Source organism: Luteimonas kalidii (assembly GCF_029887935.1).
Classification (GTDB): Bacteria; Pseudomonadota; Gammaproteobacteria; order Xanthomonadales; family Xanthomonadaceae; genus Luteimonas; species Luteimonas kalidii.
The window spans coordinates 113,935-135,144 of sequence record NZ_JARXRO010000007.1; the positions used below are offsets into that span (position 1 = coordinate 113,935).

The following is a 21,210-nucleotide window of genomic DNA, read 5'->3' on the forward strand; positions in this document are numbered from 1 at the left end:
CATTGCGCTTTTTCGCCCCACCGCTCCGGGAGACCCGCATGAACAGCCGCCGCGATTTCATCGCCACCGCCAGCCTCGCCGCCACCGGCTTCGCCCTGGCACCGCTCGCCGCCTGCAGCCAGGACCGCCCGCAGGGCGCGCCGCCCGAGCCGCGCGAGAAGCCTACCGGCGCCATCGCCGACATCGTGCCCGCAGGCGGCGCGCTGCTGACGCGGACCATCCCCGCCACCGGCGAGGCGATCCCGGCGATCGGCGTCGGCACCTCGGGCAGCTACGAGGTGCCGCTGGACTCGCAGGAATTCGCGGCGCTCGAAGACGTGCTGAAGGTGTTCTTCGAGGGCGGCGGCAGCGTGATCGACACCTCGCCCAACTACTCCAACGCCGAGGACGTGGTGGGCGCCCTGCTCGCACAGGGAGGCTGGCGTGAGCGCTGCTTCCTGGCCACCAAGCTCGCCGCCGACAGCCGTGCCGCGCTCGAGGCCCAGTGGGCCGATTCGCTGCGGCGGCTGCAGACCGACCGGGTCGAACTGCTGCAGGTGCACAACCTGCGCAACATGGCAGAGGCCATGCCGTATGCGCGCGAGCTCAAGGCGCAGGGCGTGGCGAAGTACATCGGCATCACCCACTACCTCAAGAGCGGCCACGCCGACACCGTGCGCCTGATGCGCGCGGAGAGGCCGGATTTCGTCCAGATCAACTACTCGGTCAACGCGCCTCAGGCCGCGCAGACGGTCTTCCCGGTCGCGCAGGAGCTCGGCATCGCGGTGATGATCAACCGCGCGTTCGACGACGGCAAGCTGTTCGCCGCTACCCGCGGCAAGGACCTGCCGGCCTGGGCCGCCGACGTGGGCGTGACGTCCTGGGCGCAGATGTTCCTGAAGTTCGTGGTCAGCCATCCCGCGGTGACCGTGGTGATCCCTGCGACCGGCAAGCCCGAGCGCCAGGCGGACAACCTCAAGGGCGGCGTCGGGCCCCTGCTCGATGAAGACCAGCAGGCGGAGCTCGCGGCGATGTTCGGCTGAGGCCGGGCGGCGATGCGCGAGTCGATCTCCGACCTGTTCAACCTCCGGCGCGGCGAGCTCGCGCCGGTGCTCATCGCCGGACTGTTCTTCTTCTGCATCCTGACCGCGCTGATGATGCTGCGCCCGGCGCGCGACGCACTGGGCATGGAGCGCGGCATCGACAGCGTGCGCTGGCTGTTCATCGGGACCGCCGTGGTCACGCTGGCGGTGAATCCGGTGTTCGGCTGGCTGGTGGCGCGGCTGCGGCGGCTGCACTTCATCTCCATCACCTATGCGTTCTTCGCCCTGAGCCTGGTCGGCTTCTGGTCGCTGCTGATGTTCGCCCCGGGCGCGGTGGGCACGCGCAGCGGGCAGGTGTTCTACGTCTGGTTCAGCGTGTTCAACCTGTTCGTGACCATGGTGTTCTGGGCATTGCTGGCCGACCGGTTCTCCAGCGACCAGGGCAAGCGGCTGTTCGCGCTGATCGCGGTCGGCGGCACCCTGGGCGCGATCTTCGGCCCCTGGCTGGCCGCGCGGCTGGCGGAACCGCTGGGCACGCCGGCGCTGCTGCTGGTGGCGGCGGGCTTCCTCAGCATCGCGATCGCGCTCGCGTGGTGGCTGGTGTGGACCCGACCGGATCGCGACGCGTCCGCCGCCGCACCGCAGGCCACGGCATCCGAGGAAGCGCTGCGCATCGGCGGCAGTCCGTGGGCGGGACTGCGCGCGGTCTTCGCCTCGCCCTACCTGCTGGGCATCGCCGGCTACGTGCTGGCGATGACGGTGGTGGCGACCTTCATCTATTTCACCCGGCTGCAGATGGTGGCGATGGCGGAGAGCGACCTCGACGCGCGCACCGGCCTGCTTGGCAACATCGACATGTGGACCCAGATCGCGGTGCTGCTGCTGCAGCTCACGCTGACCGGGCAGATCATCCGCCGCTTCGGGCTCGGCTTCGCGCTCGCCGCGCTTCCGGTGGCGACCGCGCTGGGATTCGTCGGGCTGGCCGTCTACGGCTCGTTCGCGATGCTGATCGCGCTCGAGGCGATGAGCAAGGCGGTCCAGCGTGGACTGACGCGGCCCGCGCGCGAAGCGCTGTTCACCGTGGTCAGCCGGGAGGACAAGTACAAGGCCAAGGCCTTCATCGACACCTTCGTCTACCGCGCCGGCGACGTGGTCGGCGCGCAGACAGAAGGCCTGCTCGGGCGCCTGGGCCTCGCGCTCGGCGGCCTGGTCACCGTGGTGGTGCCGCTGGCGCTGTTCTGGGCGATGCTCGGGCTGTGGCTGGGCCGTGTGCAGCAGCGGCGCGCGGTCGACGGTCCCGGATCCGCTAGCCCGTAGCGGCGTCTCCCAGGGTCGCGATCGCGCGCACCGGGAAGGTGCCGACTCCGGCGAAGCGCGGCGGCAGCGCGGTGAAGCGGAACCCCTCCCGCGGCAGCGCGTACAGGTTGCACAGGTGCTCGACGATCGGGATGCCTGCGCCGAGCAGGATGGAGTGCACGGGGCGCGCCTTGGCGCGGGTGTCGTCGATGTTCATCGAATCGATGCCGACCAGGACCACGCCGCAGTCGCGCAGCCAGATCGCGGCCGCTTCGGTCAGGAACGGGTGGCCGTCGGCGTAGGCCGGCGATTCCCAGTGGACGTCCCAGCCGGTCCGCACGAGCACCGCCCGGCCGCGCAGCTCGACCCCGCGCAGCTGTTCGGCATCGATGGCACGCAGGTCGCGATGGTCGGCGTCGACCACCACGGCGTCCAGGTCGGCGAACGCGGAGGCAGGCATCTGTGCCAGGTCGGCGCCGTCGGCGTAGCGATGGAACGGGCAGTCCACGTAGGTCCCAGTGTTGGCGACCATGTCGATCCGCGCGATCTGGAACTCCGTGCCTTCGGCATAGTGCGCGCGCGATGCCTCGCGCCCGAGGTAGTCGCAGATCCGCGGCGCCGGCAGGCCGGGATAGGTCACGGTGCCGTCGCACACCACATGGCTGAGTTCGACGATGCCAGGCAGTTGGCGAGCAGGCGGCGCCACGCGCTTGTGGGCCTCGTCGATGATCGTCTTGCGCGTGATCCGCACCGGACCGGCCATCAGCAGCCGCAGGTCGCGCACGAGGTCACCGGCCAATGCGGCGTCGTCGATGTCGTCGCCGTCGATATCGAGCCGGAAGCCCTGCCCCTGCAGGCCGCCGCCGTTGGTGAATTCGACCGTGAAATCGAACTCGATCCGCTTCCCGCTCATCGCGTCCGCGCCTGGCTGAAGGCCACGCTGCCGAGGATCAGCGCGCCGGCCAGTACCATGGTCCAGGTCACCGGCTCGCCGAGCAGCCACCACGCCCAGCCGACGCCGAACAGCGGCACCAGGTAGGTCACGGTCGAGGCGCGGCTGGCGCCGATGCGGCCGATCAGGCGGTAGTACATGACGAACGCGATCCCCGTGCAGAGCACGCCGAGCATGCCCGCCGACAGCCAGGCGGACAGTGCGATCGGCTGCGATGGCCAGGTGGCGATCGCGAACGGCGCCGTGAGCAGCGCCGCGGCACCGAGCGTGGCCGACGCCACCGCCGCGGGCGGCAGGCCCGTCAGGTGCCGGCGCACCAGGTTGATGCCCAGGCCGTACAGCAGCGATGCGCTGGCGCCTGCGATCGCGGCCGCGCCCACGCTCATGCCCGCGACCTTGCCGCTGGCCAGCACCACCACGCCGGCGAAGCCGGCCACCAGCGCCACAGAGCGGCGCGTGCCGATGCGCTCGCCGAAGAACAGGAACCCGACCAGCGCCGTGAACAGCACGGTCATCGCGTTGGCGATCGCGCCGATGCCGGCCGGCGCGCGCTGCGCCGCCCAGGCGAACAGCAGGAAGGGCACTGCGGAGTTGATCGCGCCGATCAGCGCCAGCTTCGGCCACAGCCGCGCCGGAAACCGTGCCCGTGCGCGCCAGAGGAAGGGCAGCAGCACCAGCGCCCCGAGCCCCAGCCGCACCTCCACCAGCGGCGCCGGGCCGAAGTCGTTCGCGGCCACGCGCATGAACAGGAACGAAGCGCCCCAGATCGCGCCCAGCACGCACAGCTCCAGCGGGGTCAGCCAGCCGGCGGTTCCCTCGTTGCGGACCGGCAGCGCGGCGGCCTCCTGGCAGGACATGGCGGACATCTCGAAAGGGGACGGCGGAATTCTGCCCGTTGCGCGTCGCCGCACAAGCGCATACTTTTCGGCCAAGGCACAAATCTGGTTCATGGCTCGCATGGCACTCCGGTCCGACTGGCTTCCCGCCCTGGCCGCGTTCGAATCCGCGGCGCGCCACCAGAACTTCGCGCATGCCGCCGAGGAGCTCCACCTGACCGCGAGTGCGGTCAGCCACCACGTGCGCAAGCTCGAATCGCGCCTGGGCGTGGCCCTGTTCCAGCGCCATGCGCGCGGGGTGTCGCTGACTGCGGAAGGACGGCACCTGGCCGACGTGGCCGGCGGTGCGATCCACGACATCGACGGCGCGATGCAGGACCTGAGACGACGCCGGGACGACGCCCACGTCGTCCGCCTGACCACCCTGCACTCGTTCGCCTACACCTGGCTGATCCCGCGCCTGACGGCGTTCGCGGCCGCGCATCCGGACATCCGGCTGAGGGTGGACACCGAGATCGCGCTCACCCGCTTCGACGATGTCGGCCCGGACCTGGGCGTGCGCCATGGGCCCGGCCGCTGGCCGGGCCTGACCGCGCTGCCGCTGATGGACGAAGCGCTGTTCCCGGTCGCGGCGCCCGGCCTGGCCGGCGTGGACCGGGTCCGCGTGCCCGCCGACATCCTGCAGCTGCCGCTGGTGGCCGACCTTTCGCACCAGGGATGGCACGACTGGTTCCGGGCCAACGGCGTGCACGGCGCGCGCTTCGACGAGCGCTTCGTGTTCAGCGACAGCACCGACATGCTGCGCGCCGCCGCGTTCGGCCTAGGCGCGGCCCTGGCGCGCGAACGGGTGGTCGCGCCATGGCTGTCGAGCGGCCAGCTGCAGCGCCTGCCGGGCGAGTCGATGGCAGGCCGCTACGCCTATCACATCGTGTATCCCGCCCATCGCCGGCCGCGCGCCGCGGTGCGCCGGGTGATCGACTGGCTGGTGGCGCAATCGGTGGACTAGGCCGTCGCCGTGCACGCATCGCGGCGTGGGGCGGAATCGTGCGTGCAGCCGGGGCGGGCCGCCACCCGTAGTCGCGATGGTCGCCGCGGCCCGTGACGGCCGCCGCGGCAACGGGCATCCTGTCGCCCCCACCCGCCCGCGACCGCGATGACGCCCGCCACCAAGGCCCACTGGCAGATCCACCTGTGCGTGCTGCTGTGGGGATTCACCGCGATCCTCGGCAAGCTGATCACGCTGCCCGCGCTGCCGCTGGTGTGGTGGCGCATGGGGCTGGTGGTGCTGGCGCTGCTGCTGGTGCCGCGGGTGTGGCGCGGACTGCGCGCGCTGCCGCCGCGCCTGTGGCTGGCCTATGCCGGCGTCGGCGTGCTGGTGGCGCTGCACTGGCTGACCTTCTACGGCGCGATCAAGCTCGCCAATGCCTCGGTCGCCGCCACCTGCATGGCGTTCGCCACCGTGTTCACCGCGCTGATCGAGCCGAAGCTGGCGCGGCGCCGGTTCTCGCGCCGCGACCTCGCGCTCGGCATTCTCGTGCTGCCTGGCGTGGCGCTGGTGGTCGGCGGCGTGTCGGCGGACATGCGCGCCGGGATCGTGGCAGGCGCGCTGTCGGCACTGTTCGTGGCGGTGTTCGGATCGCTCAACAAGCGCCTGGTGGACCGGGCCGATCCGCTCACCGTCACCGCGCTGGAACTCGGCGCCGGCACCCTGGCGCTGACCGCGCTGGCGCCGCTGATGCCGTTCGTGTTCCCCGCCTTCGCCGGGCCGCTGCTGATCGTGCCGTCGCCCGGGGACGCGCTGTGGCTGCTGCTGCTCGCCGGTGCCTGCACCCTGTTCCCGTTCGCGCTGTCGCTGGTGGCGCTGCGGCACATGAGCGCGTTCTCGGCGCAGATGGCGGTGAACCTGGAGCCGGTGTACGCGATCGTGCTGGCGATGCTGCTGCTGGCCGAGCAGCGGGAGCTGACGCCGATGTTCTATGCCGGGGTGGCGATCATCCTGGCGGTGGTGTTCGCGCACCCGCTCTTGCACCCGCAACGGCGCATCGACCATCCCGAGGTGCTGGGGACCTCCGAGGCCAAGGGGATCGTGGAGTGAAGCATCAAGTGAGGCGCCCCCACCCCGCACGGTACGGGTGCGGCGCCGCGGTGTGACAAACCGCCCCGTGCCGCGTATCACCCCGGCATGACAGGCACGCACACCCCCGGACAGGCGATGGACCAGGCGACCCCGACCATCGACACCGTGCACGCCGCGTTCGATGCGCTGCTGCAGCGGCACCGCGGCATCGTGCTGAAGGTGGCCAACAGCTATGCCGGCAGCCGCGAGGACCGCGACGACCTCGCCCAGGAGATCGCCGCGCAGCTGTGGCGCGCCTGGCCCGGCTTCGATCCCGCGCGCAGCTTCTCCACCTGGATGTACCGGATCGCGCTGAACACCGGCATCTCGTTCCTGCGCGGCGAACGCCGACGCGCGCGCCATGCGGTGCCGCTCGACGAACACCTGCACGAGCTCGCCGACGAGCGCGGCGCCGAGCATGGGAGCGACGACCGGCTGCACGTGCTGTGGCGGTTCATGGACACCCTCGGCGCGCTCGACCGCGCGCTGCTGGTGCTCTATCTCGAGGAACGCACCACCCGCGAGATCGCCGAGATCCTGGGCCTGGGCGAGAGCAACGTCACCACCAGGATCAGCCGCCTCAAGCAACGCATCCGCGACTACGCGACCCCTCCCTCGATGCGCTGACCCCACGCAGATGGACACGACCATGGAACTCGACGAACTCAAGTCCGCCTGGCGCTCGCTCGGCGAGCAGCTGGAACGCCAGCAGGACATCCAGTGGCAACTGCTGCGCGACAGCAGACTGGGCCGCGTGCGCGGCCAATTGCGTCCGCTGCTGTGGGGCCAGGCGCTGCAGCTGCTGCTCGGCGTCGGCCTGATCGCGCTCGGGGTGGCCTGCTGGACGCGCAACACCGACGCGCCCGCCCTGCTCGCCAGCGGCCTGCTGGTGCATGCGTTCGGCCTCGTCACAGCGGTGATGGCCGCGCTGACGATCGCGTTCGCCGCGACCATCGACTATTCGGCGCCGGTGCTGGTGATCCAGAGGCGGATGGCGCGGCTGCTGCGGCTGTTCGTGATCAACGCGAACGCCTGCGGTTGGCCCTGGTGGATCATGTGGGTGCTGGTGGTGGTGGCATTCGCGGGACTCGGCGAAGTCGACCCTGCAGCCGGCACCCCGGGGTGGATCGCGATCAGCCTGGCCGTGGGCGTTGCCGGACTGCTCGGCACCTGGGGCTGGTCGGCATGGTCGAGCCGCCGCCGGCGCGGGTCGCCGCCCGGCGCGCACGACGATGGTCGCTGCGTCGCGGACGGTGGCGACGGCATCCGCCGCGCGCAACGCCTGCTGGACGAGATCGCGCAATTCGAGCGCGGCTGAGGACGCCCCGGCCGTCGCGCGACACGGCAGGCGGGTATGCTCGACGCCTGCCCGCCGTTCCGCTGCAGCGCATGCCCCCTGCCTTCCCCGTCGGATCGCGCCGACGTACGCCCTTCCTGTCGCTGCTCGCTTCCGTCGCGTTGCTCGCCGCCTGCAGCCGGCCCGACCCGCCGTCGCCGCCCGTGGCGGAACCGACCTCCGCAGCGGAGACCGACCCTGCGCTGCAATGCCTGCCCAACGCCCTGGTGTCGCTGCGCCTGCCGCTCGAGGAGGGCCTTGCGGTGGCGCATACGCAGGTACCGACCCGCCCCGAGGTGGTGGACTGCGTGTTCTCGCTGTTCGGTGACGGGCCACTGAAGTCCCCGGCCGCGTTCGACCGCGCCTACGGCCGCGTATTCGCCTACCACGAGGAAGACGGCACCCTTGCGCTGGCGTCCCTGCCACGCGACCGGGTCCAGCTGTTCCGCCTGGGCGCCACCGGGGGGGTGAGCGTCTGGCTGCTGCGCGTGGACAGCGGCTTCGAGTTCGACGACCGCCACCACGACGTACTCTTCAGCACCGAACGCACCAGCGGCGCGCTCGTCGACCAGCTGCTGGTGGGCGCGCGCGGCATCTACTACCGCCGCGACTACGACATCGGCGCGCCCGACCGGTTCTCGATCCGCGAAGACACCGGGCGCGCCGCGGAGACCGGTCCCGGCTACCGCGCGCGCTACCGGGTCGGCAGCGACGGCCGTTTCGCGCTCGAATCCGGCGAAGTGCTGGCTTCAGCGCCTGCACCCGGTCCGCGTTGATCCTGCAGGCCGGAGCGGACGACTCCGTCGCGCCGGATGGCCGCGATCAGCGCAGGCTGTAGCCCGACACGCGCCAGACGCGGTCCTCGTCGAGCCGGAACGAGACCAGCTCGCGCACCGGCTGCGGTTCGTTGGCGAACGTCGTCGCCGAACGCACGTTGATGTACAGCCCCTCGGGCACCTGCTGGCCGGCCCGGAACAGCGAGCGGCTCACCTGCGGATTGGCCCGCGAGGACGGCGCACCGAGGCGGTTGCGGTCGATCGTGACCTGCTTGACGAACTCGTCGCGCGTGACCGCCTGCTTCATCATCGCCGAGGCACCGTCCCACACCTCGCCGATCCGGTTGGCATCGACCAGTTGCATCACCTGCAGCGCGGCCTGGCCCATTTCGGCATCCTGCTTGGCGAGCGCGGCGCGCTGTTCGGCTGTCAGCTGCTCCATTTCCGGCTGCTGCGCCGGCGCCTGCGCGCCTTGCGCGGCCGGCCGCGCCTGCGGCTGCTGCGCCGGCTGTTGCGCGAATGCGGCAGAGCACAGGACCAGGGCGGCGAGGGTCGAACACAGGCGCAGTCTGTTCATGATCGGCGGGTCTCGATGCATCGGGGCGGTCGAGTGTAACCGCCCGCCCGCCGCCGTCCAGTCGACCGGGCAAGAGGTGGCGGGCCGGAGTCCGTTACCCTGTCGGTCACGTCGCGCCGCCTGCCTGCGTCCTGAACGGACCATGCCGCTCCGCCGGGGAACCGAATGATGAGCCTGCCGCTCCTGTCGCTGTCGCTGCTGGGGATCGCCCTGCTGGTCTGGGGCATCCTCGTGTTCAACCGCCTGGTGCGGCTGCGCAACCAGGTGCGCACGGCCTGGGCCGACATCGACGTGCAACTGGTGCGCCGGCACGACCTGGTGCCCTCGCTGGTGTCCGCGGTGCAGGCCTACGCCGGCCACGAGCGCGCGGTGCTGGAAGCGGTGACCGCCCTGCGCGCGCAGGCGATGACGGAAGCGAGCCGGCCGCGCCTGGCGGGCGTCGAGGACGCCCTGGAACAGGCGCTCGGCCGCCTGATCGCCCTGCAGGAGGCCTACCCCGACCTCAAGGCCAGCGACAACTTCCTGCAGCTGCAGCGAGACCTGGTGGACGTGGAGGAACACCTTCAATACGCACGGCGCTTCTACAACGGCGCGGTGCGCGACTACAACGACGCGACCCAGCGCGTGCCCGACCTGCTGGTGGCGCGCGCGACCGGGTTCGGCGCGGAGGAGTTCTTCGAAGCCGGCGACGCCGGGCGCGCCGCCGTGCGCGTGGAGCTGCCATGACCATCGTCCGCCGCCTGCGCAATCCCGTCCTGCTGCTGGCAACGCTGCTCGCGTTCGCGCTGCCGCTGGCGGCGCAGGAACGCATCGAGTCCTACGACATCGACGTCGCGGTCCAGGCCGACGGCAGCCTGGAAGTCACCGAGCGCATCCGGGTGCGCGCGGAAGGCGGACAGATCCGGCGCGGCATCACGCGCGACTTCCCCACCCGTTACCGCAGCCGCGCGGGCAACCGCGTCGTGGTCGGGTTCGAGGTGCTCGAGGTGCTGCGCGACGGCCGCACCGAGCCCTGGTTCACCGAGACCCGCGGCAACGGCGTGGTGATCAACACCGGCGACGACGACCTGCTGCCCACGCCCGCCAGCTTCACCTACACCCTGCGCTACCGGACCACGCGCCAGCTCGGCTTCTTCGACGACCACGACGAGCTGTACTGGAACGCGATCGGCACCGGCGTCGCGTTCCCGATCGAACGCGGCAGCGTGGACGTGCGGCTTCCGGAACCGGCGCCTGTGGCGCAGCTTGCGGCCGAGGGCTTCACCGGCACGCAGGGCGCGCGCGGGCAGGCGGTCGTCGCCAGCACGCCGGCGCCGGGGCTGGCGCACTGGCGCCTGACCGCCCCGCTGGCGCCGGGCGAAGGGCTGACGATCGTGCTCTCGTTCCCCAAGGGCCTGGTGGCCGAACCGACGCGCACACAACGTCTGCGCTGGCTGCTGGCCGACAACCGCGCGGTGCTCGTGGCGCTGCTCGGGCTCGTGGTGCTGCTGGCCTGGTGCGTGCTGCGCTGGCGCCAGGTGGGCCGCGATCCGCCCGCGGGCACGGTGATCGCGCGCTACACGCCGCCCGATGGCATCTCCCCGGCCGGTCTGCGCTACATCCGCAACATGGGCTACGACACGCGCTGCTTCACGGCCGACGTGCTGGCGCTGGCGGTCGGCCGCTCGCTGGTGATCGAACGCGACAAGGGACTGCTCAAGGACCACTGGCGGCTGGAGCGCCCGGTGGCGGCGTCCCGGGCGAGCACGCCCGGCACCGAGCAGGCCACCCTGCTGGACGGCCTGTTCAAGGACGGCGGCACGCTCGAACTCGACAAGGACAACGCCAGCGTGCTGCAGGCCGCGATCGCCGCGCACACGGGCGCGCTCGCCCGGCGCTTCAAGGGCACGATGTTCAGGCACAACGGCGGCAGTTCGATGATCGCGCTGCTGATCGCCCTCGTGTTCTCCGGCGGCGCGATCGCCATCGGGGCCGGGACCGGCGCCGGACTGCTGTTCGCCTTCATCCCGATCGGACTGATGGCCGCCACGGTGCTCGTGTTCGCGTTCCTGGTGCGCGCGCCCACGCGCGCCGGACGCCAGGTGCTGGACCACATCGAGGGCCTGCGCCGGTACCTGGGCGTGGCCGAGCAGCAGGACCTGCAGCGGCTGAGCGCACCGGACGAGACCGAACCGGCGCTCGACGCCGGTCGCTTCGAAGCGCTCCTGCCCTACGCCGTCGCCCTGGACGTCGAAGAGGCCTGGACCCGGAAGTTCACGCTCGCCGTCGGCGCGGCTGCGACGGCCGCAGCCACATCGGCCATGGCGTGGTACCACGGCAGCAACGGCACCGGATCGATCGGCGACATCGGCGGGTTCACCAAGGCGATCGGCAGCAGCCTGACCTCGCAGATCGCGTCTTCGTCCACGCCACCGGGCAGTTCCTCGGGCGGTGGGGGTGGCGGGTTCTCCGGTGGTGGCGGAGGCGGAGGCGGCGTCGGCGGCCGCTGAGCACGGCTCAGTCGCGATCGAGCGTATTCGCGCCCGGGCCGAGTTCGGCCATGCGGTCGCCGGGATTGCGCAGCGGGCACTGCTTCAGCGACAGGCAGCCGCAGCCGATACAGCCGTCGAGATCGTCGCGCAGGTGGGTCAGGCGCGCGATGCGTGCATCGAGTTCGGCGCGCCAGCGGCGCGAGAGCCGGGTCCAGTCCGCGGCCGTGGGCGTGCGGCCGTCGGGCAGCGACGACAGCGCCTCGCGGATCGACGCCAGCGGCAGCCCGGTGCGCTGCGCCACCCGGATCACCGCGATCCGGCGCAGCACGTCGCGCGCATAGCGGCGCTGGTTGCCCGCGGTGCGGCCGCTGTGGATCAGGCCGCGCGCCTCGTAGAAGTGCAGCGTGGACACGGGCACGCCGCTGCGTGCGGCAACCTCGCCGATCGTCATCTCACGGCCCGCGACTTCCGACCCGCGGCCCCCGGCGCGTGCACCCATGCGACCACCCTTGACCTCGATATTAGTTGATGTTTTAGCCTGATCCGGACCTGGACTCAACACCGGACGCTGCATGTATCCCGCCCCACGCTGTTCGCCCGACGCCGTCGGCATGCACGCCATGGCGTTCCCGCGCCCCGGTGCGGCGCCATCGGTCCGATCGATGCCGATCCCGACGCCCGGGCCCGGCCAGGTGCTGGTGCGCCTGCACGCCGCCGGCGTCGGCCGCTGGGATCTGCTGGAACGCGACGGGGCGTTCGCGCGTGGCCCGGCGCGGTGGCCTTCGTTCCCGCACGTCGGCGGCTCGGAAGGCGCGGGCGTGGTGGTCTCGATGGGCGCGGGCGCCGCCGGGTTGCGCGAGGGCGACCGGGTCTACGGCGTGGTTCCGCAGCGCACACCCAAGCAGGGCTGCCATGCGGAGTTCACGCTGTTCGAGGCCGACCTGTGCTGGCCGGTGCCGCCGCGCCTGTCGATGGACCAGGCGGCGGTGCTGCCGGTGGACGGTGCGCTCGCGTGGCAGGGCCTGCACGAGGCCCTTCAGGCGCGACGCGGCGACGCACTGGTGGTATTCGGCGCCAGCGGCGGCGTGGGCCACTTCGCACTGCAGTTCGCGACCAACCTGGGACTGCGTACCCTCGCGGTCGCGTCCGGCACCGACGGTATGCAGCTGGCCGATCGACTCGGCGCGGAGGCGGCGATCGACGGTCGTCGGCGCGGCTTCGAACGCGAGGTGGCCCGCTTCGCCGACGGTCGCGGCGTGCTTGCGCTGCTGACGGCAGGCGGCCAGGCCGCCGCGCGACTGCTGGCGGTGCTGCCCGCCGGAAGTCGCGCCGTCTGGCCGCATGGTGTCGAGATGGAGGCACGGCCCGGCGCCGACGTCCACGCTGCGGGATTCGGTCCGCGCTACCGGCCCGACGCGATGCGCGCATTCCATGCGGCCGCCCGGCACGGGCCGCTGATGCCGCACGTGTCGCGGCGTCTTCCGCTGCAGCGGCTGCCGCAGGCGCTGGACATGGTGGCGCGGCACCATCTCGGCCGCCTCGCGGTGCTGTCGGCGTGACTGGACAGACCGCCACGCCATCGTCGCCCGCGGCAGATCGGCGACAATGCCGCCCTCCCCCGCCCCACGTGCGCTCCATGTACCGCTGGTTCGAATCCCGGCTCGATCCCTTCCCGCAGGACCCGCCGGCGCAACCGCCGCAGACCCTGTACGCGTTCTGCCGCCATTACACCCGCGGCGCCGAGCGCTGGCTGGTGCTGCTGGCGCTGACCACCGGCGGGATCGCGGTCGCCGAACTGCTGCTGTACGCCTACGTCGGCTCGCTGGTCGATCGTCTCGGCACCACCACGCCGGCCACGTTCCTGGGTGCCGAGGGCGGGCGTCTGCTGTGGATGGGAATGCTGGTGCTGTTCGCGTTGCCGCTGATGGTGGTGCTGAACTCGCTGGTGCAGCACCAGACCCTGCTCGGCAACTTTCCGATGCGCGTCCGCTGGAACGTGCACCGGTACCTGCTGCGGCAGTCGATGGGCTATTTCCAGGACGAGTTCGCCGGGCGCATCGCCACCAAGCTGATGCAGACCTCGCTCGCGGTGCGCGAGACGGTGATCAAGCTGCTCGACATCGGCGTCTACATCCTGGTGTTCTTCGTCGGCACGCTGGCGGTGGCCGGCAGCGCGGACTGGCGCATGATGCTGCCGTTCGTGGGCTGGATGGCCGCCTACGGCCTGCTCATGCGCCACTTCGTGCCGCGCATGGAGCGCATCTCGCGCGCCCAGGCCGACGCGCGCTCGGCGATGACCGGCCGCATCGTCGACAGCTACACCAACATCGCCACGGTCAAGCTGTTCTCGCACTCGCGCCGCGAGCAGGCCTATGCGCGCGAGGCGATGGACGGCTTCCTGTCCACCGTGCACCCGCAGATGCGGCTGGCGACCACTGTCTACAGCCTGCTGTACGCGATGAACATGGCGCTGCTGTTCGCGGTGGTCGCGCTGGGGCTGTGGCTGTGGCACGGCGGCGCGGTGTCCGCGGGCGCGATCGCGGTCGCGGTGGCGCTGGTGCTGCGCATCCTGGGCATGTCGCAGTGGATCATGTGGGAGCTCTCGGCGCTGTTCGAGAACATCGGCACCGTGCACGACGGCATCGGCTCGATCTCGCTGCCGCCGACGGTCGACGACGCGCCCGGCGCGCCGGCGCTGGAGCGCGTGCGCGGCGACATCCGCTTCGAAGGCGTCGGCTTCCACTACGGCAAGGCCGGCGGCGTGATCGACCATCTCGACCTGCACGTGCGGCCGGGCGAGAAGATCGGCGTGGTCGGGCGTTCGGGCGCCGGCAAGTCGACCCTGGTCAACCTGCTGCTGCGCTTCCACGACCGCGAAACCGGCCGCATCCTGGTCGACGGCCAGGACATCGCCGGCGTGCAGCAGGACACGCTGCGGGCGCAGGTCGGCGTGGTCACCCAGGACACCTCGCTGCTGCACCGCTCGGTGCGCGACAACATCCTCTACGGACGTCCGGATGCGGGCGAGGCGGAGATGGTCGAGGCCGCGCGCCAGGCGCGCGCGCACGACTTCATCCTCGATCTGGTCGACAGCCAGGGCCGCCGCGGCTACGACGCACACGTCGGCGAGCGCGGGGTCAAGCTGTCCGGCGGCCAGCGCCAGCGCATCGCGATCGCGCGGGTGCTGCTGAAGAACGCGCCGATCCTGGTGCTGGACGAGGCCACCTCGGCGCTCGATTCCGAAGTGGAAGCCGCGATCCAGGAGAACCTGTACCGGCTGATGGCCGGCAAGACGGTGATCGCGATCGCGCACCGGCTCTCGACCATCGCGGCGATGGATCGGCTGATCGTGATGGAGCGCGGCGCGATCGTCGAGCAGGGCACGCACGAGGCGCTGGTGGCCTCGGGCGGGATCTACGCCCATCTGTGGGCGCGGCAGTCGGGCGGCTTCCTCGCCTGCGCGGCGGACGAGGCGGCCAGCGCCGGCTGAGCGTCAGGAGCCCCCGGCGCCGCCGCGCGATGCATCGGCGCGTTCGCGCTGCGCCTGTTCCTCGCGCGCCTCGGCGTCGCCCCCGTGCAGGCCCGCCTGTTCGGGCGTCTCGGCCGCCAGCAGCGAGTCGAATTCGGACAGCGGGCTCTCCGCCGGGCAGGTGGTGTCGGGGAATTCGTAGCGCTTGCGCAGTTCCAGGCCGCAGGCGTTGAGGCCTTCCAGGTCGGTGCCGGGCGATTTGCAGCGCGTGTCGAAGGCGCGCGCGAACGCATCGCGCCGGACCACGAAGTCCTCGCCGCACTTGCGCATTAGGCGCAGGCGGTCGAGGTCGTCCTGGGCGGGGTTGATGCCGTCCAGGCCGTAGAGCGTGAGTTCGTTGGCGGCCAGCAGGCGCAGGTTGCGGTTGGGCACCGCCATCATCATGTCGGCGACCGCAGTGGCCGCGCCGTTGCGCTCCAGGTAGTCGCGCACGCGGTCGTACACGACGCGCAGTTCGCGGTTGAGTTCGGCGCGGGTGGTGGCGGTGGAACTCATGCGGATGATCCTGTGGATCCCCACCCGGCCGCTCACCATGCGCACGTCGCCGGCGGCGAGCACGAACACGCAGGCGCTGTGGCAGACCGCGCCCTCGCGTACCCAGACCGTCCAGCGCGATTCGGCGATGCGGTCGCCGGCACGGATCGCGTCCTCGACCATGCCGCCGCTCGAATCCAGGTCGAGCACGCGCTTGGCGATGCCGTACTCCTCGGCCAGCCGGGTCACGCGCTGCATGACCTGCACGAACCCGGCGTCGATCTTGCCCACGTAGCGCAGCCGCAGCACACCGCGCTCGGCGCAGGGCTCGAGTGCGGCGGCGAGCGTCTCGCGGTCCAGCGCCGCCAGCGCCTCGCCATCGCCCTGCCGGGCGTAGTCCAGCTCGCAGCTCAACGACACGGTGCCGGGGGGCAGGTCCAGCGGCGACCAGTCGACATCTTCGGATTCGCCCGGAACCGGGTCCGGTTCGGGTTCCGCTTCCGGTACGGCGTCCTCGGCCACCTGCACCGGCGCGGTGCTGACCGCGCCGCCCTCCTCGGGGCTGTCCACCTGCACGGTCGTCGCGACCTCGGCCGCCTGCTGCGCGCGGCAGCCGACGACCAGCATCAGGCTCACGAGGCAGACGGCGGACAACAGCTTGCGCATGGACGGGTTCCGGACACCGGAGCGTCCGATCACCATCGGCCGGTGCCGCTTGAGGGCGGGTGGTCCAGTGTAGGTCGGCAGCGTTTTCCGAGTCGAACGCGCGATGAACCGGGCGCGTGCGCGGCGCCGGCGCGGGCGGTCATCCGTCGGCCATCGCCAGCAGCCGGGCGATGGTGTTCATGTTGCGCGTGGTGCCCTCGCGGCCGACCGGCAGCGCGAGACGGGAGCCGCGCATGGTGTCGGCGTCGCGATAATCGATGTAGATCTCGCGCGTGCCCAGGGCCAGACGCTCGGTCGTGCGGTGGCGCAAGCCGTCCAGCGCGTCGTCCGGGGGCGGTGCATCCAGGAACATCGCGAGCACGCGGTTCCCCGGCGAGTCCTGGAACGGGTTGTCGGCCAGCACCCTGCCCAGTTCCGCGGGAGCGCGCACCAGCACGCCGACGGGCTTGCCGGCGTAGGCGAGCAACGCGGCCTCGAGCCGGGACCTGACCAGGCGTTCGTCGCCGGGGCTCCGCAACACCACGTTGCCGCTGGCGATCAGGGTGCGCACGTCGGTGAAGCCGGCCCGTTCGCACAGCGCCCGCAGGTCGGCCATCGGCAGCTTGCCGGTGCCGCCGACGTTCACGGCCCGCAACAACGCGATCCAGGTCTGCACGGGTCCTCCGGACGTCGGCTCCGGCCGGCATCATCGCATCCGGGACCCGGGAAGCCGCACGGACCTGCGCCCATGCACGGAACGGGAGCGGGCTGCGCCCACCCCGGCCGGGCCCGCGCGTCGCGCGCAAGGGGTGCCCTGCGATGGAGCGGGCCGGCGGCGGGCGGATCGCGGCCATGCGTGAACGCGACCGCCGCGCTGTCGAATCCCGCATGTCCGCTTCGTCGTGGGATCGTAACGCGCGTGCCGCCGCCCTTCCGCCCCTGGTCGGGATCCGGCACGCATCCGACCGGACGGCCCCCGTCGTCCAGATCCCCTGACAGGAGACCCGCATGCCCTACATCGACGGATTCGTGATCGCAGTTCCCACCGCCAACCGCCAGAAGTTCATCGACCACGCGCGCACCTTCGACCCCATCTTCATCGAGTTCGGCGCGACCCGCGTCGTCGAGGGCTGGGGCGACGACGTGCCCGACGGCAAGGTCACCGACTTCCGCCGCTCGGTGCAGGCCACGCCCGAGGAGACGGTGGCGTTCTCGTGGGTCGAATGGCCCGACAAGGCCACGCGCGACGCCGGCATGAAGAAGATGATGGAAGATCCGCGCATGGATCCGGCCAGCACGCCGATGCCGTTCGACGGCAAGCGCATGATCTTCGGCGGCTTCGAGAGCGTGGTCGAACTGGGCGCATAGCTCAGCCGGTTCCTGCGCGCAGCGTCGCGCCATGCCAACATGGCGCCCTGACCCGGACGGGAGACGCGCATGCGCAGGACCGGAGGCTGTCGCTGCGGCGCGGTCCGTTACACGCTGGAGGCCGAACCGGTCGCGACCCGGCTGTGCTGGTGTCGCGACTGCCAGTACTGGTCGAACGGCAATGCGGCGGTGAACATCGTCGTGCCGCGCGCGGCGGTGTCGCACGCCGGCGCGTTGCGGCAGTGGGACAGCCGCGCCGCCAGCGGGCGTCACATGCGGCGTTCGTTCTGCGGTGATTGCGGGACGCAGGTGTTCAGCGAGTCGCTGGAGAACGTGGAGTTGATGGTGATCCGCGTCGGCACGCTCGACGACCCGGCCGACGTGCAGCCGACCATGGTGATCTGGACCGCATCCGCGCCGCCCTGGGCGAGGATCGATCCCGCCCTGCAGGCGTTCCCCGGCCAGCCGTCCTGATGGCGCGGCCCGGGGCGCGGGACGGCGGCTGCGCGGGTGCCCGTACCATGGACCGGCGGCGCCCGGCGGCGTGGCGATGAGGCGGTCGTCCGGACCGGAGAAGCCGGCCGCAGCGCGTTCCCGCGCGCCGGCACAGGGGTTCCCGAAACTGTTCGTGTATCCGTTCTTCGGCGTGCACATGCTGATGTTCGGACTGTCCGGCTTCGGCATGGCCTACGGCTCGAACCGGCCCGACCTGGTCTTCCTGTACCTTCACGGAGGACTCGCGATCTGCGTCTACCTGGTGTTCTATCACGTCATCTTCGGCCGCGATCAGGTGCGCTGGATGCTGATCAACGCCGCGCTCGGGATCCTCGGCATCTATGCCCAGGTGGGCTGGATCCTGGAGCGTTTCGGCCGCCGCATCGGGGACTATCCGTGGCAGGTGCACGTGGTGCCGTTCCTCTACTACGTGCTGTACACCTTCCTGCTGCGTCAGCTGCTGATCGACGTGACCGGCAGCCGCGACCGGCCGGCGCGTCGCGCGGCCGTCGATGCCGTCTACGTGGCGCTGTCGCTGCTGGTCTACGGCCTGCTGCTGGTGCAGACGCGGGGTGGCGCGTGAGGCGTGCGTTGTTTCGCGACCACATGGGCTGGCGGCGAGCCGTGCTCGCGGGCGCATGGCTGCTGCTGGCCGCGCTTGCCGGCTGCGCGACCCGCCCGGCGGCGCCACCCGGCCCGCCACCGGCCGACACGCGCGCGGAGATCGCGCGCCGCATTCCCGCCAGGGTCGACGATCGCAGCGGCTGGGCGAACGACATCCAGGTCGCGTTCGCGGCCCAGCGCATCGCGCCCAACGTCGAGAACATCTGCGCCGTGCTGGCGGTGATCGAGCAGGAATCGGGCTACGTAGCCGACCCCGTCGTCGCCAACCTTCCCCGCGTGGCGCGGGCGGAGATCGATCGCCGCGCGTCGGCGCTGCATGTGCCGCAATTGCTGGTGGACGCCGCGCTGCGGTTGTCGTCGACAGACGGACGCAGCTACGGCGAGCGGCTGGCAGCCGTGCGCACCGAGCGCGAACTGAGCGAACTGTACGAGGACATGATCGGCCGCGTGCCCATGGGCGGGCGCCTGTTCTCCGGCCGCAACCCGGTGCAGACCGGCGGCGCGATGCAGGTGAGCATCGGCTTCGCGGCAGCCAGTGCCCAGGGGTATCCGTACACCGTGCAGGGATCGATCCGCGACGAGGTCTTCAGCCGCCGCGGCGGGCTGTACTTCGGCATCGCCCACCTGCTCGGTTACGAGACGCCCTACACGCGCAAGGTGCACCGCTTCGCCGACTACAACGCCGGCTGGTACGCCAGCCGCAATGCCGCGTTCCAGGCGGCGGTGACGGAAGCCACGGGCATTGCGCTCGCACTCGACGGCGACCTGCTGGTGCCGGGCGCGCCACTCGACCGCCCCGGCAGCACCGAACGTGCCGTGCGCACGCTGTCGCCGCAGCTGGGCCTGGACGAACGCGCCATCCGCCGCGCGCTCGAACGCGGCGACCGGCTCGACTTCGGCGACGGCGACCTGTCCACCCGCGTCTTCGGTCTCGCAGAGGCCGCGGCCCGACGCCCGCTTCCGCGCGCGCGCATCCCCGACATCCGCCTGGACAGCCCCAAGATCACCCGCGAACTCACCACCGCCTGGTTCGCCGAGCGCGTCGATGCACGCTACCGCGATTGCCTGCGGCGCTAGCCGCGTTCCGCGGCGGCGCCCACGCAGCCCTCAAACCATCGCCGTCTTCCAGCGGCCGCGCGAGAACAGCCACAGGGTGAACAGCCCCACGGACGTCTCCGAGACGAACACGCCCCAGAACACGCCGGAGTGCCCCCAGTCCAGCGATTCGGCCAGGTACCAGCACAGCGGGATCTGGATCAGCCAGAAGAACACCACGTTGATTCGGGTCGGAGTGACGGTGTCGCCGGCGCCGTTGAACGCCTGCACGGCCACCATCCACCAGCCGTAGACGAAGCACGAGTACGACAGGATCCGCAGCCATTCGCCGCCGACCTCGACCACCCGGGGGTCGCTGGTGAACACGCCGATCAGTGCGTCGTGGAACAGGAAGAACACGACCGAGACCACGACCGTATAGACCATGTTGTACCAGCCGGTGCGCCACACGGCGGCCTCGGCGCGACCGGCCAGGCCGGCGCCGAGGTTCTGCCCCACCAGCGTGGCCGCGGCGTTCGACATGCCCCAGGCCGGCATCAGCGCGAACATCAGGATCCGCAGCGCGATCGTCGCCCCGGCCACCGCCTCGCTGCCCAGTCCGGCGAGGATGCGCATCAGGAAGATCCAGGAGGTCATGGCGACGATCATTTGGCCGATGCCGCCGAGCGAGGTGCGCACGATGGTCCAGGCCACCGTCGCGCGCAGGCCGATTTGCGCGAACGTCACCCGGATGTGGCGGCCGCCGCGGAACAGGATCCACAGCTGCATCGCCACGCCCGCGCCGCGGCCGATGTTGGTGGCGATGGCCGCGCCCTCCAGCCCCAGCGCCGGGATCGGGCCCAGGCCGAAGATCAGGATCGGATCGAGCACGATGTTGAGCCCGTTCGCTACCCACAGCACCCGCATCGCGATGGCCGCATCGCCCGCGCCACGGAAGATCGCGTTGATCACGAACAGCAGCATGATCACGGCGTTGCCGCCCAGCATCCACTGCATGTAGCGGTAGCCGTGCTCGACCACCCAGGCGTCGGCGCCCATCAGCCGCAGCAGGTCCTGCGCCCAGACGATGCCGGCCACCGCGAACGGCACCGAGGCCAGCAGCGCGATCCAGATCGCCTGCGCGGCGGAGACCGAGGCCTCCTCGCCCCCGCCCTCGCCCACCCGGCGCGCGACCACCGCGGTCACCGCCATCGCCAGGCCCATCGCCACCGAATACAGCAGGAACAGGTAGGTCTCGGTCAGGCCCACGGTCGCGACCGCGGATGCACCGAGCCGGGCGACGAAGAAGATGTCCACCACCGCGAAGGTCGATTCCAGCACCAGCTCCAGCACCATCGGCACCGCGAGCAGGAAGACGGCGCGGCGCAGCGGAATGCGGGTGTAGTCCGCCCCGGTGCCGCGGATCGCCTCGCGCAGCGCGGCCCAGGTGGAGCGCGGGGTCCCCGGGTCGGCGTCGGGTGCAGTCGTCTCCGGGGTGCTCGTGTCTCGGCTCATGCGGGCAGTGCCTTGCGGAAGCGGGCGGGATGGTAGCAGCGGCGGCGGCTTCCCCGCCCTCGCGATGCGACGAAGCACGGGCGGGGTGATCGACATCGTGGCTGCGGGCTGTCGCGCGGCAAGCGACTCCCATCGGTCACGAG

The 21,210-nt window shown here is 71.4% G+C and carries 21 protein-coding genes and 1 pseudogene; 15 read left to right on the forward strand and 7 right to left on the reverse strand.

Going from position 1 to position 21,210, the window contains the following annotated elements; all coding sequences use genetic code 11:
* The first annotated feature begins 38 nt into the window (after positions 1-38).
* Together QFW81_RS01310 and QFW81_RS01315 are read left to right on the forward strand one after the other, a co-directional pair.
* On the forward strand, positions 39-1,022 hold the full coding sequence (locus QFW81_RS01310; protein WP_280576755.1) for an aldo/keto reductase: 984 nt from the start codon (positions 39-41) through the stop codon (positions 1,020-1,022).
* A gap of 12 nt (positions 1,023-1,034) precedes the next feature.
* A complete protein-coding gene (locus QFW81_RS01315) occupies positions 1,035-2,339 on the forward strand; it encodes an NTP/NDP exchange transporter (RefSeq protein WP_280576756.1) in 1,305 nt (434 codons plus the stop codon).
* Here the strand turns inward: QFW81_RS01315 and QFW81_RS01320 are convergent.
* Positions 2,329-3,231, reverse strand: coding sequence for a cyclase family protein (locus QFW81_RS01320; protein WP_280576757.1), 903 nt, complete (start codon positions 3,229-3,231; stop codon positions 2,329-2,331). The two genes, QFW81_RS01315 and QFW81_RS01320, sit on opposite strands and share 11 nt — an antisense overlap.
* On the reverse strand, positions 3,228-4,127 hold the full coding sequence (locus QFW81_RS01325) for a DMT family transporter (protein WP_280576758.1): 900 nt from the start codon (positions 4,125-4,127) through the stop codon (positions 3,228-3,230). Before QFW81_RS01325 ends, QFW81_RS01320 begins: the two co-directional genes overlap by 4 nt.
* A 100-nt stretch (positions 4,128-4,227) precedes the next feature.
* Here QFW81_RS01325 and QFW81_RS01330 point away from each other — a divergent pair, with 100 nt between their 5' ends.
* From QFW81_RS01330 to QFW81_RS01350, 5 genes are all read left to right on the forward strand, one after another.
* Positions 4,228-5,112 carry a LysR substrate-binding domain-containing protein gene (locus tag QFW81_RS01330; protein ID WP_280576759.1) on the forward strand — a complete coding sequence of 295 codons (885 nt, stop codon included), beginning with the start codon at positions 4,228-4,230 and terminating at the stop codon, positions 5,110-5,112.
* 147 nt (positions 5,113-5,259) lie between these two features.
* Positions 5,260-6,201: a DMT family transporter gene (locus tag QFW81_RS01335; RefSeq protein WP_280576760.1), complete on the forward strand. Its 942-nt coding sequence runs from the start codon at positions 5,260-5,262 to the stop codon at positions 6,199-6,201.
* Between the two features lie 117 nt (positions 6,202-6,318).
* The gene (locus QFW81_RS01340) at positions 6,319-6,849 is read left to right on the forward strand and encodes an RNA polymerase sigma factor (protein ID WP_280576808.1); all 531 of its coding nucleotides are present in this window, start codon (positions 6,319-6,321) and stop codon (positions 6,847-6,849) included.
* Positions 6,850-6,871: 22 nt separating this feature from the next.
* Entirely contained in the window at positions 6,872-7,540 is a 669-nt protein-coding gene (locus QFW81_RS01345) for a serine/threonine protein kinase (RefSeq protein WP_280576761.1), read from the forward strand.
* A 71-nt stretch (positions 7,541-7,611) separates the two neighbouring features.
* Positions 7,612-8,334 (forward strand): hypothetical protein, encoded by a 723-nt coding sequence (locus tag QFW81_RS01350; RefSeq protein WP_280576762.1) that lies wholly within the window; start codon positions 7,612-7,614, stop codon positions 8,332-8,334.
* A gap of 46 nt (positions 8,335-8,380) precedes the next feature.
* On the opposite strand, the gene QFW81_RS01355 is transcribed toward QFW81_RS01350, so the two are convergent.
* Positions 8,381-8,911 (reverse strand): DUF4019 domain-containing protein, encoded by a 531-nt coding sequence (locus QFW81_RS01355; protein ID WP_280576763.1) that lies wholly within the window; start codon positions 8,909-8,911, stop codon positions 8,381-8,383.
* Between the two features lie 168 nt (positions 8,912-9,079).
* Between QFW81_RS01355 and QFW81_RS01360 the strand changes: the two genes are divergently transcribed.
* Positions 9,080-9,637 carry a LemA family protein gene (locus tag QFW81_RS01360; RefSeq protein ID WP_280576764.1) on the forward strand — a complete coding sequence of 186 codons (558 nt, stop codon included), beginning with the start codon at positions 9,080-9,082 and terminating at the stop codon, positions 9,635-9,637.
* Positions 9,634-11,400, forward strand: a complete 1,767-nt coding sequence (locus QFW81_RS01365; RefSeq protein ID WP_280576765.1) for a DUF2207 domain-containing protein — start codon at positions 9,634-9,636, stop codon at positions 11,398-11,400. Before QFW81_RS01360 ends, QFW81_RS01365 begins: the two co-directional genes overlap by 4 nt.
* A 7-nt stretch (positions 11,401-11,407) precedes the next feature.
* On the opposite strand, the gene soxR is transcribed toward QFW81_RS01365, so the two are convergent.
* The gene (gene soxR / locus QFW81_RS01370) at positions 11,408-11,881 is read right to left on the reverse strand and encodes a redox-sensitive transcriptional activator SoxR (protein ID WP_280576766.1); all 474 of its coding nucleotides are present in this window, start codon (positions 11,879-11,881) and stop codon (positions 11,408-11,410) included.
* Positions 11,882-12,044: 163 nt separating this feature from the next.
* Between soxR and QFW81_RS01375 the strand changes: the two genes are divergently transcribed.
* Both QFW81_RS01375 and QFW81_RS01380 read left to right on the forward strand, forming a co-directional pair.
* Positions 12,045-12,941, forward strand: a complete 897-nt coding sequence (locus tag QFW81_RS01375) for a quinone oxidoreductase family protein (RefSeq protein ID WP_280576767.1) — start codon at positions 12,045-12,047, stop codon at positions 12,939-12,941.
* A 77-nt stretch (positions 12,942-13,018) separates the two neighbouring features.
* Positions 13,019-14,872 (forward strand): ABC transporter ATP-binding protein, encoded by a 1,854-nt coding sequence (locus QFW81_RS01380; RefSeq protein WP_280576768.1) that lies wholly within the window; start codon positions 13,019-13,021, stop codon positions 14,870-14,872.
* On the opposite strand, the pseudogene QFW81_RS01385 reads toward QFW81_RS01380, so the two are convergent.
* Positions 14,797-16,042 (reverse strand): annotated as a pseudogene (locus tag QFW81_RS01385) (hypothetical protein). The gene QFW81_RS01380 and the pseudogene QFW81_RS01385 sit on opposite strands and share 76 nt — an antisense overlap.
* A 148-nt stretch (positions 16,043-16,190) precedes the next feature.
* Positions 16,191-16,706: a DUF1697 domain-containing protein gene (locus QFW81_RS01390; protein WP_280576770.1), complete on the reverse strand. Its 516-nt coding sequence runs from the start codon at positions 16,704-16,706 to the stop codon at positions 16,191-16,193.
* A 332-nt stretch (positions 16,707-17,038) separates the two neighbouring features.
* On the opposite strand from QFW81_RS01390, the gene QFW81_RS01395 reads away from it, so the two are divergent.
* The 4 genes from QFW81_RS01395 to QFW81_RS01410 all read left to right on the forward strand — a co-directional run bounded on the left by QFW81_RS01395 (position 17,039) and on the right by QFW81_RS01410 (position 19,594).
* Positions 17,039-17,398, forward strand: coding sequence for a DUF1428 domain-containing protein (locus tag QFW81_RS01395; RefSeq protein WP_280576771.1), 360 nt, complete (start codon positions 17,039-17,041; stop codon positions 17,396-17,398).
* A gap of 69 nt (positions 17,399-17,467) precedes the next feature.
* Positions 17,468-17,872: a GFA family protein gene (locus tag QFW81_RS01400; protein ID WP_280576772.1), complete on the forward strand. Its 405-nt coding sequence runs from the start codon at positions 17,468-17,470 to the stop codon at positions 17,870-17,872.
* 76 nt (positions 17,873-17,948) lie between these two features.
* Positions 17,949-18,476 (forward strand): hypothetical protein, encoded by a 528-nt coding sequence (locus QFW81_RS01405; protein WP_280576773.1) that lies wholly within the window; start codon positions 17,949-17,951, stop codon positions 18,474-18,476.
* A gap of 23 nt (positions 18,477-18,499) precedes the next feature.
* The gene (locus tag QFW81_RS01410; RefSeq protein ID WP_280576809.1) at positions 18,500-19,594 is read left to right on the forward strand and encodes a DUF1615 domain-containing protein; all 1,095 of its coding nucleotides are present in this window, start codon (positions 18,500-18,502) and stop codon (positions 19,592-19,594) included.
* A gap of 30 nt (positions 19,595-19,624) precedes the next feature.
* Here the strand turns inward: QFW81_RS01410 and QFW81_RS01415 are convergent, their stop codons facing one another.
* Positions 19,625-21,067: an MATE family efflux transporter gene (locus QFW81_RS01415; protein WP_280576774.1), complete on the reverse strand. Its 1,443-nt coding sequence runs from the start codon at positions 21,065-21,067 to the stop codon at positions 19,625-19,627.
* Positions 21,068-21,210: the final 143 nt, after the last annotated feature.